Annotated in this window: 14 protein-coding genes; 3 read left to right on the forward strand and 11 right to left on the reverse strand. The window is 45.4% G+C overall.

The genetic code is table 11. From position 1 onward, the window contains the following. Positions 1-28 precede the first annotated feature (28 nt). Positions 29-976, reverse strand: coding sequence for a restriction endonuclease (locus EKM84_RS08890; protein WP_125765413.1), 948 nt, complete (start codon positions 974-976; stop codon positions 29-31). A gap of 355 nt (positions 977-1,331) precedes the next feature. Here EKM84_RS08890 and EKM84_RS08895 point away from each other — a divergent pair, with 355 nt between their 5' ends. Further along, on the forward strand, positions 1,332-1,916 hold the full coding sequence (locus EKM84_RS08895) for a hypothetical protein (protein WP_125765414.1): 585 nt from the start codon (positions 1,332-1,334) through the stop codon (positions 1,914-1,916). 92 nt (positions 1,917-2,008) lie between these two features. On the opposite strand, the gene EKM84_RS08900 is transcribed toward EKM84_RS08895, so the two are convergent. Genes EKM84_RS08900 through argF form a run of 4 tightly spaced genes read right to left on the reverse strand, consistent with a single transcriptional unit; the run spans position 2,009 to position 6,406 of the window. Continuing rightward, a complete protein-coding gene (locus EKM84_RS08900; protein WP_125765415.1) occupies positions 2,009-2,998 on the reverse strand; it encodes an NAD(P)-dependent oxidoreductase in 990 nt (329 codons plus the stop codon). A gap of 48 nt (positions 2,999-3,046) precedes the next feature. Beyond that, entirely contained in the window at positions 3,047-3,904 is an 858-nt protein-coding gene (locus EKM84_RS08905; RefSeq protein WP_125765416.1) for a dimethylarginine dimethylaminohydrolase family protein, read from the reverse strand. 19 nt (positions 3,905-3,923) lie between these two features. After that, positions 3,924-5,435, reverse strand: a complete 1,512-nt coding sequence (locus EKM84_RS08910; protein ID WP_125765417.1) for a YfcC family protein — start codon at positions 5,433-5,435, stop codon at positions 3,924-3,926. A gap of 32 nt (positions 5,436-5,467) precedes the next feature. Further along, positions 5,468-6,406, reverse strand: coding sequence for an ornithine carbamoyltransferase (argF, locus tag EKM84_RS08915; protein WP_125765418.1), 939 nt, complete (start codon positions 6,404-6,406; stop codon positions 5,468-5,470). A 156-nt stretch (positions 6,407-6,562) separates the two neighbouring features. Between argF and EKM84_RS08920 the strand changes: the two genes are divergently transcribed. Continuing rightward, a complete protein-coding gene (locus tag EKM84_RS08920; protein WP_125765419.1) occupies positions 6,563-8,176 on the forward strand; it encodes a helix-turn-helix domain-containing protein in 1,614 nt (537 codons plus the stop codon). Between the two features lie 64 nt (positions 8,177-8,240). Here the strand turns inward: EKM84_RS08920 and EKM84_RS08925 are convergent, their stop codons facing one another. The 5 genes from EKM84_RS08925 to EKM84_RS08945 form a co-directional block, all read right to left on the reverse strand. Further along, positions 8,241-9,755: a YfcC family protein gene (locus EKM84_RS08925; protein WP_125765420.1), complete on the reverse strand. Its 1,515-nt coding sequence runs from the start codon at positions 9,753-9,755 to the stop codon at positions 8,241-8,243. 359 nt (positions 9,756-10,114) lie between these two features. Then, complete coding sequence (locus tag EKM84_RS08930; RefSeq protein ID WP_125765421.1) at positions 10,115-11,083, reverse strand: helix-turn-helix transcriptional regulator; 969 nt, start codon at positions 11,081-11,083, stop codon at positions 10,115-10,117. 16 nt (positions 11,084-11,099) lie between these two features. Continuing rightward, positions 11,100-12,311, reverse strand: coding sequence for a hypothetical protein (locus tag EKM84_RS08935; RefSeq protein WP_125765422.1), 1,212 nt, complete (start codon positions 12,309-12,311; stop codon positions 11,100-11,102). 125 nt (positions 12,312-12,436) lie between these two features. After that, positions 12,437-12,634 (reverse strand): hypothetical protein, encoded by a 198-nt coding sequence (locus tag EKM84_RS08940; protein WP_125765423.1) that lies wholly within the window; start codon positions 12,632-12,634, stop codon positions 12,437-12,439. A 186-nt stretch (positions 12,635-12,820) separates the two neighbouring features. Next, complete coding sequence (locus tag EKM84_RS08945) at positions 12,821-13,783, reverse strand: 2-hydroxyacid dehydrogenase family protein (RefSeq protein ID WP_125765424.1); 963 nt, start codon at positions 13,781-13,783, stop codon at positions 12,821-12,823. 102 nt (positions 13,784-13,885) lie between these two features. Between EKM84_RS08945 and EKM84_RS08950 the strand changes: the two genes are divergently transcribed. Next, on the forward strand, positions 13,886-14,287 hold the full coding sequence (locus EKM84_RS08950; protein WP_125765425.1) for a winged helix-turn-helix transcriptional regulator: 402 nt from the start codon (positions 13,886-13,888) through the stop codon (positions 14,285-14,287). 102 nt (positions 14,288-14,389) lie between these two features. Here EKM84_RS08950 and EKM84_RS08955 read toward each other — a convergent pair. After that, a partial coding sequence (locus EKM84_RS08955) for an ATP-binding protein (RefSeq protein WP_318531077.1) occupies positions 14,390-14,990 on the reverse strand: 601 nt, incomplete at its 5' end.

The raw sequence follows: 14,990 nt of genomic DNA on the forward strand, positions 1-14,990 counted from the left end.
CTATTGGGCCGGTACGGATTTTTTGTATTCAGTCTTCAAAGAAATCCTGATCAATTTCAAATACTTCAAACTGGCGTTTTACCTGGACTCCCACATGATACTGAAGCATCAATTCCGTCAGCTGGATGCCATCGACCAGAACGATTGAGAAGCCTTTGGCCGTTTCAACCGCCTTCTTAGAAAAGCCTGACGTTGTAATGAAGACACCCCGGTCCGCGTGGTTGCGCGATAACGCCCCGTAAAATGAATCGATAGCTGGTCGCTGGACGGTATTTCCCGCTTCGTAGCGTTTGGCCTGCACGTAGACCGTGCTGGTTCCCAGCGCGTCTTGATTAATCACGCCGTCGATACCACCGTCATTGCTCAGTTGCGTCACCCAAGCCGACCCGTTCGGCCCCTTATACCCCATCGCTGAAAGTAAGTCGACCAACAGATTTTCAAAAAATTCCGGCGCCGACTCCCGAATTCGTTGAAGGAGGTCCGTGGCCACCTCAGCGTTGTAGCCCTTCACCTGTTGGGTTAATCGGTCTAGAGATATCGTTGTTTCTGCTTCATCCACTGCTGATTCTGACGCTGGACTAATTTGGTTACGGGTTTGTCGTTTCTGCAGGTCCTGTTGATGTTGAATATACTTAGGCTGTTGATGGATTAAGACTCCATCAACCAACTGATTCCCATGGACTAACTTGCTCCCCAAGCTCGTCGCCTCATAAAACCCACGCCGGGTGCGCCGCAAAAGTCCGGCGGTGGTCAGCTCACTAACCGCCCAGCCCGCTCGGTTCTCAATAATATTTTGCTGATTGGGATAGGTCAATTGTCGCAATGCTGTCGGCAGAAATAAGGCATTGGCGACCGCGGCATTTAATGCACGACCGTGCCATTCAGCTTGTTGCTCCGCTAATTTCAAAACGATTGGTGCCAGGGCATCCCACGTCGGTAGCCCATGCTTCCCTAATTTCAATTGCTGATAATCCATTTGCCCGTAGCCTCCTCAAAAACACTGATATCTAATCTAAGTATACCGGTCTCGGCACTAAAATTCGCGAGCAACAACGGCTTTTTCGGCCCGTTACACAACTTTTACAAATTTCCCCGACAACTCCTTCCCATCTCACCCAAACGACATTATGTGACACCCCCGAATGCTATGCTAGAACCATCAGATAGGCAAGGTTGCGACCCACAAATGAGGGGTTGTGAAGGAAGAAAGCCAATCGTCTAGTCCACTAAAAGTAAACACGACCTCCGTGAACTCGCCCCGACTGTCCTATCTGTCCTACTTACGTGACAAAATTAAGTGTTCGTCTCTGACAAAAGAAAGGTCGATATCCATGACAAACTTAGCATTTTCAAACGTTGATAGCTGGGCCATCTGGTCCGTCCCCACTGAATCCTTAGCCGGCAAGACTGCCAAAGAACGCGAACAAGCCTTTGGCGCCGCTTACCAACCCGAAACGTTCCCAGCGGCTGACTTACCTAACGATTTAGGCGCCGCCCTCCAAGCCAGCAAATTTGTGCTCGTGGGCATGAACCCCGGTAACGGCGCTGTTGATCACCCAGCCGACGTCGACTTTCTAAATTTCCACGGCCAAAAGAAGAGCCTCGATTACCGTCTGGCCGCAGCCGCTTACGACACGCCGGCCTGGGGCGCCTTCATGACTGACCTGTCAGGCACAATCGAAAGCGACAGTACCAAGGTCCAAATCACCGCCGCTGACGTGGTCGACCTGGAAAGTCACCTCGATGAACTCGGCGTGCCTAGTGACGCCACCTTGATTGCCATGGGCGGCAAGACCGCCGCACCGCTGACCAAGTTTGCCAAGCGCCCGGTCGCGCAAATCCAACACTACTCAGGCGCTAACGGCCACTGGAACGCAGAAGACGTTCACAATAAGTTGGTTGAAATCACGAAATAGATTACACAACGCAAACCGGCTTGGGATAAGCTCCCAGGCCGGTTTTTGTGAATTTATAAAAATTTCGATTTAGTGTCCCTAGTCATTGCACGCTACTTCGTCACCAATTTAAACACGTCATCTTTGTTTCCAGTTAAGTAATTAACAATATTCTGTGTTGATATTCGCTGAAGACTTTCCATAGAATTTTGGCTATAGAAGGCCACGTGCGGCGTGATAATAACATTCTCGCGTCCAACCAATGGATGATGCGCTAGGTCCGGATTTTCACTTTCTAATACGTCCATCGCAGCCCCCTTAAGTTGCCCTTCGTCCAGAGCTGAAATAAGATCTGCTTCCCGTAATTCAGCGCCTCTCCCCATGTTGATGAAGTAAGGATGCTTTTTCATCTGAGAAAATTTAGCTGTATCAAAGTAACGATGATTGGTCTCGTTCAGGTTCATGTGATTGGTTACCACATCCGATTCCATAAATAGCGCCTCTGGATCTACTAACGGGACAAAATCACTGACCAAGGCATAGTGTTCATCCGTAATGAATGGATCTGTAGCCAATACACGCATGCCTAATGCATGCGCCCGGGTTGCAACAGCCCGTCCAATTTTACCTAACCCGACAATTCCCAATGTCATATTCTCAATCCGTTGGTTAGGCAGGCATAGGTCATACCGCCATTCATGATTCCGCTCAACGTCATTCGCATAGGCTTTGAGGTTTCGGACCAGTGCATGCATGACGGTAATTGTAAACTCAGCAACATCTTGCGTACAATATTCTCCAACTGGACAAACACCAACGCCATATTCAGCCGCGACATCTAAATCAACGTTATCATATCCGGTAGCATTGATTGACACAACCTTGAGTTGTGGCGCATGTTCAAATACCTCACGATCAATTTTGACAAATGCTGTCAGAATAGCATCAACATCTTCTACCAGTTTTAAAAATTCTGCACGGTGGTCATTTTGATACTCATATACCATGATTTCGCAGTCATTTAGCCCAGCGCTTAAAACCTGACGTTCAATATCATGCTGTGGCATCATTGATTCCTTATAGTCAGTAATTAATATCTTCATGTCCATCCCCCTTACAGTTAACGCCTTAATGTCAGCTTCTTTCTATAACTAGGGACGAGACAGTGGGAAGGTCATGCAGTGAGGACCGCCGCCAGCCTTTAGAATTTGTTCCAATGGCAGTTCAATCACATTAACACCGGCGGCACGCAAATCACGATTAACAGATTGGTTGTTCTTGATTCCCAGTACTGTATTGTGTCCAATAGCTTCCACGTTGCAGCCATGCTTAAAGACTAATTCGCTTGGTACATGAATAATATTGAAATTACGCCGCTTTAGCATCTGTAAAAAATTGTAAGGTAACTCGTCCGTTGCCGCTAGACAAACGTGAGGAGCAACGATATTGAAAATCATGTCTAAATGTAGGTTAGCTGGCGCCGCTGGAACGCCCACAACTGTGTACCCAAACTTAGCTAACTGATCTCGTAAGTTATCAACCCCTGCTTGATCAGTCCGATCAACCTCTCCAAAGGCAATCGTATGTTCATCAATCATCCAAAAGTCTCCGCCTTCAAAAGTTCCTGCATTGCAACGGGCAATGATTGGAATCCCTAATTCTGCTAGTTTCTTTTCGTAAGCTTCACTTTCAGCTTGACGCACAGGGTGCCGGAAGCGGCCCATAATGGCCCCTTCTTTGACCATACCACCAAAGTCTCGTGAAAATGTTTCAATCTCTAAGCTTGATTGCGGATCCATTTCAACAACTTCAATATCATTGTCTTTGTAAGCTTGAATCAAGGTTTCCCATTCTTCGACCATTTTCTTATTTTCTTCGGATTCGCCTTTATCCATCCAATTTTTGGTGATTTCATTAATTGCATTGAACTTGTAGTATTTTGGTGAACAAACCAGAACTTTCCTTAAATCATTGGTCGCGTTAGAAACAAATACTTGTTCATTACTCATAGTTAATTTCCTCCAATTTCTATTGAACTTTAACCAAAACAGCTGCAATAAGAATTAAACATGAAACCAGAACGTACGCACAAACCGGCTTCCAAGTAACTTTGATCCAGGTCCCGTAATTAACGTGAGCTGCCTGAATACAAGTCATCACAATAATTGAAGTTGGCATAATCGTTTTCACAATTCCTAAGGATAAATTATAAATAATAACCATGACTGCCTTTGAGACCCCGGCAAAAGTTGCTAGTGGCGCCATAATTGACATAGTTGCCGCTGCCAGTCCCGTCGAGCTTGGGATAAAACTAGCCAACAAAATGTAAACTGCTAGACAGACAATCACGAAGACAATCGGTGAAAGACTTCCCAAGGTTGCTTCACAAGCGTGTAGCACAGTTGCTGTGATATTCCCATTCGTCATCAGCACCTGAATTCCCCGTGCTAACGGTATAATGAAGGCAGTCGAAACCAATCCGGCAGCACCCTTGATGATTGTATTAATGATGTCATCTGTTGAATAGTGCATAATCTTACCAGCAATAAATGTCATTACTAATAACAAACCATTAATTTCATTAAAGTACCAATTTCCAAAGGGAACGACGTCACTTCCGATAATTGAAGAAAGTATCGGTGTATGATTGATAAAATGTGCCAAGTCATCAAAGAGTGTCCAACCTGGATTCAACGAAGTCCACGGAACTAACGAGATAATCATGATAGCAAAGGTTAAGATGAATACATGAAAGACCTTACGCTGTTGTTTCGTTAACGAAGATTCTTGCCCCTCGCCAGCAAACTCCTTAAGATCTGCTTCACGTCGCCCGTACTGCGGTGATTTTTCAGGATGAGCTTGAATCTTCTTGGCATATAAACAGATAATTGTTGAGACTAACGCCAGTAAGACTACGAACATACCCACCCGAAAGATTAAACCAGCTCCGGGGCTAATTCCTGCAATTCCAGAAGCAATCCCAGTTGAAAACGGATTAACAATGGACGCTGCACACCCTGCCTGAGTTCCTAAAATAACAATCATTAAAGCAACGATTGTATCAAGTCCAAGAGAGAGAATGATTGGTAGAAACATCAAGAGATACACAAAACCTTCTTCATATGATCCTTGAACTGTACCAAAAATTCCCATGATACAAGTTAAAACTGAAATCAATACATACTGATTCTTGCGATACTTTTCTGCAACACCACGCAAGGCAATATTAACGGCTCCAGTCTTATCCATCATCTCTAGAAAACTCCCAAACATCAAAACGTTTAAGGAAATTGTGATAGCGCCTGTTACTTTTGCATTCCCAACCATCCCAATAATTGGTGCTTCAATGATGTCCCAAATTCCTTGGTGATTGGCTTTCACCGTGTGATAAGTATTCGCAATTGCATTACCTGCCTGATTCGTCTTATAAGCGCCACCAGGAATTATCCAGGTCAAGATGGCCACTAGAACCAAGACCATAAAGATAATCACATAGGTATTGGGTGTTTTGAATTTTCTTTTCTTCTTTTTCATCTCCATAGCTATGCTCCTATCTCTGGTGGTCAAGGTGATTAGTTGGCATAGGCCGCGATAATCCCTTTAATGGAGTGCATCCGATTCTCTGCTTCGTCAAAGATAACAGATTGTGGGCTTTCCAAAACCTCATCAGTGACTTCTTCACCACGATGGGCTGGCAAGCAATGCATGTAAATTGCTCTTGATTTCGCCATCTTCATGGCCTCTGTATTTACCTGGTAAGGTTCAAAAGCAGATTTCAGCTTCTCAATTTCTTCATCAGATTGCCCCATACTATATTCGGCATTGCCATAAACGATGTCAGCACCCTTCATAGCCTTTTCGAAGTCCTGTGTGATCTCAATATGTGCTCCGGTAACTTTTGCCCGTTTCTGAGCCTCATCCACAAGCATTTTATTAGGCTCAATACCAGCTGGGCAAACAATTGACATGTCCATTCCCAAAGTGGCAGCAAAAATCATTGTCGTGTAGCAAACGTTGTATAAATTTCCAACGTAGGTTAACTTCAACCCTTCATACTTACCGAATTTTTCCTTGATGGTCATCATGTCAGCAATTCCTTGCGTCGGATGAGCAATATCAGTTAGTCCGTTAATAACAGGTGCTTTCATCCACTTTGAGCATTCCTCAACAATCTCATGCCCAAAGGTCCGGATGAATAAACCGTCATACATCCGATCCAGAACACGGCAGGTATCTTTTAAAGGTTCTCCCCGGCTCATTTGAAGCTCATCAGGCCGTAAGTACGTTACCGTAATTCCTAAATCAGCAGCTGCCCGTTGGAACGCGTTCCGAGTTCTCGTACTGTTCTTTTCAAATAAAGCGGCCCACACCTGACCCTTGAAGTATTCATGGGGTTCGCGTGCAATAAACTTTTTCTTGAAATCCAACGATAAATCGGTTAGAAATTCAATCTCCTCGCGATTAAGATCTTTGAAAGCCAGAAAGTCTTTTCCCTTAAACTGATTTCTCATTCTTCTTCACGTCCTTTATCGACTTATTAATCATCTTCACAGGGACTATCATACCGAGAAAATATTTATTCAGGAACTGTGCTTTTGTCCATAATGAAACCGCTTACTATAGTCTGTGGTACAATTTACTTAAACATTTTTACGAGGTGAACCTTTATGGACGATTCTATTACTGTTACCAAACTTTTTAGCCATCCTGTTTTTCAAAATTCCGATACCTTCTCGGACAGCATTGGTTTAACTCATAAGATTGGCACTTGTACAATTATGGATATTCCAAACATTTTAGGCTGGTTAAATCCCAACGATGTCGTCATTATTGGGGACTACACCAACAATTGTTTAACCCCAGATTTTGTTGAGAGCCTCAAACAAAAGCAAATTGCGTGTTTGGTTACTAAGAAAAAGTTTCGGTCAAACTTTAGTCAGGAAATTATCCATCTGTTTTCTAATTATCACATTCCGATTATTCTCGTAAGCAACAACTATGCTTGGAGTGCTGTTATCCGTGCAGTTCAGCAGCTTCAATTTGACCATTATCAAAAAATCATTGATGAAAAAGAGACTTTTTACCAATCTTTAATTCGATCATCCGTTAACCATTCCTCCCGTGGAAGCCTAGGATCGACGTTCAATATAAATACGGGCGCATCCCTTGCCATCATTGATCAAGATAAAAACCTAATTGACGCCTCTTTCGATGTCGATTGGGTATCTATCCTAAATAACTTCACTCTCGACGACCTACAACCTACCCAACTAATTGCGAAGGATGATAAAGAATTGTTTGGTCATCACTTATCACCTTTACCCTCGTCTACCCTCACAACTATTTGGAGTATTCCAGTTTACTATCGACGTCAATTACGTTTTTTCATTTTGATCGGTATGACATCGACAGCTAAATACTTACCGGCGGACCTATTAGTAAAATTGGAAAGCGTCAAAAAAGTTATGCTCATCAAAGAAGAGCTTAGCCAAGACTTGATTTTTGAACGGTTTTTTAAAGTCAACGAAGCATTTCAAGCAATAGCTAGTACGCAATCCCCGCAAAAAAATGACTACATAACGCTTCAATCTATTGCGGGAATTCAACTCCAAAAGGAAATTCAAATTATCCAGATTTCTAGTCTTGCTCCAACAAATGCTCTCTTTGAAAGTAACGCACTTACTGTTCAAGCGAGCCTTGCAAAAGAAATTCGCCACCTCTTTCCTGGAATAACAATCTATCATAATCGTTCCTGGCTAGTCTTAACTAGCGCACCCGTGGCTACTCTAACTCAATATCTACCAAACATCATGAAAAAACTCGACCAGGCCTATCAGGCTATCCATTTTCGAGCCGGTATTTCTCAACTACATGATTTTTCGAATTTAACACAAGGACTGACAGAAGCTCATGGATCTCTAAATTATCTTCGAGCCAATCACCCCGATCAACAGCTGCAATTTTTTGATAAATTAGGGATTAATCAACTGTTTATTGACGATAATTTCAAACTCAATCATAACTACACGACAACCATGGTAGCGACGTTCATAACCCCACTAGTTACCTATGACGAAGAACACCATACCGAACTTGTCAAAACACTTGGTTGCTACTTTCGCCATCAATTCTCCCATACAAAAGCTAGCGAAGAGCTCTTCATTCATAAAAACACGCTTCGTAACCGTTTGGCAAAAATTGAGGAACTAATTGGTCCTTCCCATGAAGACTTTTGGTTAAACCTTCAAATTAGCTTTCGTCTCTATCAACAAATTGAATAGCCCAAAAATGGCAATCAACCTGTCCTAAAAAGACTGGCTGATTGCCATTTGTGTAAAATTCATATTAAATCAACGTTAAAATGACTAAAAAGCTACAAGAAACAATAAACAGAATGGCAATGAGCTTTGCTGTCCAACGCCACCAAACAGAAAAGCTAACGTTAGCTAATGTTAGCGCACCTACTAGCATTCCCGCTGTCGGCGTGATTGCGGTCACTAACCCCGCGGCCGACTGGTAAGCAGAAACCATAATACTGCCATCAATGTGGGCAAAGTGAGCTAGAGAACCCATAACTCCCATTGTTGCTGCAGCTAAGCCTGATGTCGATGGAATTAAGAATGCTAGTAATACAAAGAAGATAAACGCACAAATAATAAATGGCCCTTTAGGCATCCCAGTCAAACTGTTTTCACCATAGTGTAGAAGTGTCGCGGTAATTTTGCCATCATTCATAACAACTTGAATGCCTCGAGCCACACCTACAATAATGGCTACACTCAGTAGTTCTTGCATCCCCTTCATGAAAGCATCAATGAAATCATTTTCGTGGATATGTCCAACGAACATGACAACAACCGACATAAAGAAGAAAAGTAACGTAATTTCATTGAAGTACCAGCTTCCTAGGGCAACCATTTTATGTCCGACGATTGTTCCCAGAACTGGCGTAGCTATAATCGTTCGATTTAACCATTCAAATAAGGTCCAATGTGAATTAATACTGGTCCAGGGGACTAATCCCAAGATCATAATCCCAAAGGTTAATGCAAAAATAAACAGTACTCGCCATTGCACTTTAGAAATCGCACCACTAGTTTCAGCACTTGCGGACGCCATAAACCGTTGTTGATTTTCTTCTCTTAAATCATAGACCAACGATTTAGTTGGATCCTGTTTAATTTTATTTGCATAATGTAGCACATACCAAATTTCAATCCCCGTGACAATTGCCCATAGAATTAATCGAGAAAATAAGCCTCTCCCTGGAGAGATACCAATAATTCCTGATGCCAATCCAGTCGTAAACGGATTAACCGTCGAAGCCAAATCCCCGACTCGTGTGCTCAGCATAATTACAGCAGCCGAAACAACTGGATCATAACCAACACTAATCATAACCGGCGTGATCAAAGGCACAAATGCCAGTGTTTCTTCTCCCATTCCATATGTAGAACCACCCAAAGCGAATAGAAGAATCAGTATCACAATAAGACGTTTTTCATGGCCCCTCGATTTCTCAACGATAACTTTGATTCCATCATCTAAAGCACCCGTCTGTTTGACGACACCTAAGAATCCACCGATTACGAGAATAAATAAAGAAATGTCAATGGCACCAGCTGTATGCTGATTACCAATCATCCCAGTAATCGGTGCCATGAATATATCCCAAATTCCTTGGGGATGACTCTTAACTATATGATAAGTCCCAGTTGTTAGTTGACCAGCCGAGTTCGTTTGATAGGCTCCCGCTGGAATTATCCAAGTCAGGATAGCCATTAAAACAATCAACCAAAAAAGAATTGTAAATGCTGTAGGCATTCGCAAATGAAATCGCTTTGTCTTTTTATTCGTCATACTATCGCGCCCTTCCATCCTAAAGTATCAATAGCAAGGTGAAGGTGATTAAGCCAATTTGCTTGAATGATTTCAGTTTAAGAAGGCGCTTTCATGATAAACAATAACAACCCTATACTAGTTTGACAAGTCTTTTTGGTCATAATGCCTTAAATAATCTCAATACCGGTCCTCGTTTGTTGAAAATTCCGAATTCTACAATGATATTTTCACGCAATCACATATTACTTTCATTGGAAATAAAAAAGACGGTTATCCCGTCTTAAATAAAAACGAATTTTAGATATCTTGCTTTCCAGACGTCCGCCCACAGTCGTTCCAGTAGGTTGGCGCCGCCCTGTAGGCGAATTCGACACCGTTTAGTCGTAGTAACTCATGGTTTTCGTGAGCTCGCGCTTGACGGAATCCACCAACGACTGCGGCGCCACGACCTGAATCTGGGCGCCTTGACTCAGCACCCACAGCAGCGCCCCCTGTGATGCCAGGTGGTCCCCCTTGATGGTGACGCTACCGTCCTCGCGATTCCACTCGGTGATGCGGGAGTTGGGTAGCTTGTCCAGCGCCGTTTGTGGGTAACCCCAGTAGCGGAACTCGTACGGAATATCCGTGCCACCGCTCAATAGATAAGTCTTATTTCGCAAAGCGCCTTCATCAATTTTTTTATCACCAGGCACCTTCACCACAGCGCGGGTCGCCCGGGCATCTTGGAAACGGTCCAATCGGTACACCAGACTCTTATTTATTTCCGGAATGTACATCACCACGTAGAAGTAGAAATCGGCGAAGTAAATGCTCAACGGCACGCCGGCGCCAGGCTTGCTGAGTGCACGGCCCTGTGCATCGGGCACACTACTGCGGTAATGAAATTTAATCGGCGTCTTGTGGCTGACCCAGTTGGCAAAGTCCTTCAGCCAGGGCAAAATCTCCTTATCACCATTGGAAAATAACGGCGTGTAGTGAATCAACGAGTTACTGATCAATTTTTGAATCGATCCCCGTTCATCATCGGCGACCAGGTCGAGCAAACTGTCCTTGACCCGCAACAGTTCCTCTCGGGTGAGTGACCGGGTCCCAATCACGATTTTTAACAGCGCGAGAATTTCCTCGGCCGACAGCGCCCCCTCCTTTGCTAACCAGTACGTCTTGCCCTTTTGCTGTAGCTGGTAGGCTGAATCGTTGTCTGCTAACGTTTCCCGAATGAGCTTCGTGTCCCGTTCCAGGCTTCGTTCAGAGACCTGATAAGTCTCCTTACCATTGGTATCGGTCGTAATCTTTTCACCCGCCAATAACTTTACCAGCACGTCAACCGCGCGTTCGCGTCCTTTCATAAATGCCGCCTCCTAATTAGTTTGGAAATTTCAAAATCCCTTGCATCTGGCCGACCACCAGTAGGGCCGTCACCAGTTCATCAAATTCTAAATCGTACATAATCGGGTCATCCGCATCTCCGGCGTAAACGTCGTAGACCGTCTCGATTTCACCCCGTTGCTCGTCATTTTCCTTCGTCTGTACCTTGTTGATCATCCCGTCCGTCACAATCAGCGCTTCCACCCTGGCCTGCCGCACTTGCCGTTGCTGGCGCAGGGAAATCTGCATGCCCGCGCTAGACGCCAAGTCGGCCAGCCAAGCGGTCAGATTCTCATCGGCGGTCAAGTCGCGCAGGGGCATGCCGTGATAAATAAATGACGTCATTTGGCAAAAAACAGACGCCGTCATCGGGTCACACAATTGCTCATGCGGGGTATCAAATTGGTACTGGTACGTCTGATATTGGCGATCATGCAAGATGGGCAACGCCGCAACGGCATCAAAGTCCGCCAACGTCTGAATTTCGAGGGGAGCCGAACACTGATTGCGGGTAATCACCAGCTGCGAATCAGCAAACGACTCCGTGGAAACCCGTGGCATCAACAATAAGGACGTCAATGCCCAGGCAGGAATACCTATCCGGAGGCCCAATAAGACGCTAACCAATTTTTGTAACGGCACGTTGTCGATCACCACGCTGCCCCGTTGGTCACGCACGGCGTAGTAATCGCCCGTGGTGGTCAACAGGACTTTGGGCAGGTCACTCGGTCGTAAGAAGTCTGTTTGAGCCGGCATCTTTGCCAGCCAATCTTCCCCGTTCGCCTCCAGAACTTCGTCCGCCACCCAGCGATCGTTGGTCGATTGCCAAATGTGCTGGGTCTCTTGCACGCCCCCAGTGACCACGAACCCCTGCTGGTTCAACTCATGAATCAGAAAGACCAAGACACCCAGCTCGGCATCCCACCGCGAGGCCGGTTTGCCCACGCCATTTGCCATGAACTGCACCAGGGTGCGCTGTAAATCCTGCCACGTAAGGTAGGGACCCACGTACACCTCGCCGTTTTCGCTGTAGAGCTGAAACCGATTGTTGGCCTGACCGAATCGCCGAATCCCTCGCGTCAGCAGCGTCCCTTCGCCGTCTGCGATGATTGATTCGCCCTGACTCGTTTGCTGGGTCACGAAGTTCAGATAAAGATCGTGATGCCGGATGAATTTATTCACATCGCTTTGAATTTTGGGTATTGCCATCGCGCATCCTCCTCAGATTGATTTGTCACTTTTCAGTATACCGACCACCCGCGACACCATATGTCGTCCGGAAAAATTTGTTAAAAATACGGCCGATTCGGTCGCGATAGTCGGGTGAAGCCCCGTCATCGGCGTACCCCCATCGTCGGAAATAAGCGGTCGACGGTTGCCAGCAGCCGTTCTGTGCGCGCCACCCCTAACACTTTGAGACTGGACTCAAACTCGGCCGGCGTGGGTAAGGTACCGGACAACCTTTGGCTGACGGTTAACAAGCCAATCACCAGCTTTTCGCGGTCAGTGACCGGGACATACGTGGGTTTCATTTCAAACGACTCCTCTCCATTGCTGTGCTAACTTTTTTGCTGCCCTAAGTTTAGCAACCCGTTCCGACAGAAGTTGTCGAATAATGGGAGTGAAAGTGAATTAAGCCGCTTAAAACTAGGTCACGACAAAAAGACCCGCCAGCCTTCCGCTAGGAAAGTTGACGGGTCTAATAGCTTGTTTAACGATTATTTATTCACAACATACTTCGGGTCTTGGCCCTTAGCCATCAAAACCACATTACCGGCAACGATGTCGGCCATGGCGTTCCGGGCTTCCACCGTCGCGTTACCAATGTGGGGCGTCAAAATGACGTTCTTCAGCGTGGTGAAGCCGTGATCGACTTGCGGTTCATTTTCGTAAACGTCCAATGCAGCGCCACCAATTTCCTTGGCTTGTAAGGCCTGTAACAGCGCAGCTTCATCGAGAATCGGTCCCCGACCGACATTGATAATGGCGGCCGTCGACTTCATCTGCTTAAACGTTTCCGCATTAAATTGATGCTTCGTTTCTGGCGTGAGCGGGGCGTTGATGCTAATAAAATCGCTGCTCTTAACCAGGTCATCAAAGGATTGATAGGTCACGTCGAGGGCTGCTTCATCCGCGCTAGCCAAGCGGTGGGGGGAGAAGTAGCTGACCTTCATCCCCAGACTGCCGGCCTTGCGCGCTACTTCGCTCCCGATACTGCCTAGGCCAAAGATGCCCAGCGTCTTGCCGGTAATTTCATGACCCAGGAAGTAGAGCGGTGCCCAGCCGGGAAAGCCCACGGTGCGCATCTGCTGGTCACCCTCGACCATCCGGTGACTCAGGGCTAAAATCAGACTAAGCGTCAATTCAGCCACAGAATTGGTCGAGACCTTAGGCGTGTTCGTCACGAGAATGCCTTTTTCCTTGGCGTAAGCGCTATCAATATTGTTGAAACCAGCGCCAAAGTTTGCAATCAGCTTGAGTTTCGGCGCCGCATCAATAATCTCCTGGTCAACGAACGTGGATAACGTGGTGATCAAGAAATCAGCTGTAGCGGCCTTAGCCAATAATTCTTCGTGTGAAATCAGGCCAGCGCCGGTATAACTCTCAACGTCTAAGTGATTGTCACGCAGCTGTTTCAGGGCAACTTCAGGGAATTGGGCAGTCAAATATACTTTTGTCATGATTTTTTCCTCCTAAACTTTGATACACTTAGCTTAAGCCCTAATCCGCTGTCCCACAATAACGCACTTTTTAGTTACCGGTCCGTCAAAGGAGGTCTTCACGTGACTGATACAGTTCGTAAACTCGTTCGGCAAAGGCTGAAGAACGGCGATTACACTTGTCGCAAGGAATTCACCCTGGCCATGTTTAGTGGCAAATGGAAGGTAAACATCATCTACCATTTGGGCCACGAAGGGACGTACTACTTTTATCAATTACAAACGCTGCTGCCTAACGCGTCGCACAAGGAACTCGCGAAGAAACTCAAGGAGTTGGCCGCAGACGGTTTGATCAGCCGGGAGGAAGAGGATGGTCCCCGGATTAAAATGGCCTACTCCCTCACGCCACTGGGTGAATCGCTCCTCCCCATCATCGATAGCATGTATGACTGGGGCGAGAAGCGGCTGCAGGAGCTACATATGAACAACGTTCCCTTCAACCTGGGGCCGGTTAAAAATGACTAGCGCCATTAAAATGAGACCAGAACAAAATTTGTTTTCCATAGAAAACAGGAAGAAAACTCTCAAGAACCGAGAATTTTCTTCCTGTTTTTGTCCATCTCTTCCCTAATCATTGAGAAAGTCTGTTTGAAACTGACGGATTAATTTATTCACTGACATTCTAATTGCAGGATCACTTTGTGCCAAAGAATACTTCGTTCCCTTATTCTTTCCACTTTTTTCAAGCAAGCCGGCTTCAACCATCTCATTTAGAATTTTATGTCCTTCATAAGAATTCTTGTACAAATCTTTCAGATTGGCGTACGACGCAATGAGTAGGCTAGACATCCTTTTATAAGTTGACTGCCATGCACTAGGAATCCCCTCAAGCACGGATTCTGAAAGAGGAATCAACCAAATTGATAATTCAGTAGTATATGCAGTCGTCGTAATTTCTGGCGCTCTTAATTTCAGCTTATCTGCTGTTTGATAGATACGGTGTCCACCACTACCAGTGCGTTCACCCAATTTTGCCCGCGTAAAAATCGCAAAGATCTTAGGATTACGCGCCTCAGACTCCCCGCCAAGTATATAACGATCTTTTGTAACCCGCATTTCTCCAGGATTACTGAATTCAATAAAATCCTTAACTAAAGGTTGAAAGTTAAATTGTACAGTAAAGGCCCGGCATGCCGGGCCTTTACTGTACAAAAATAGACATGGATTA

Source organism: Levilactobacillus mulengensis, assembly GCF_003946045.1.
GTDB lineage: Bacteria > Bacillota > Bacilli > Lactobacillales > Lactobacillaceae > Levilactobacillus > Levilactobacillus mulengensis.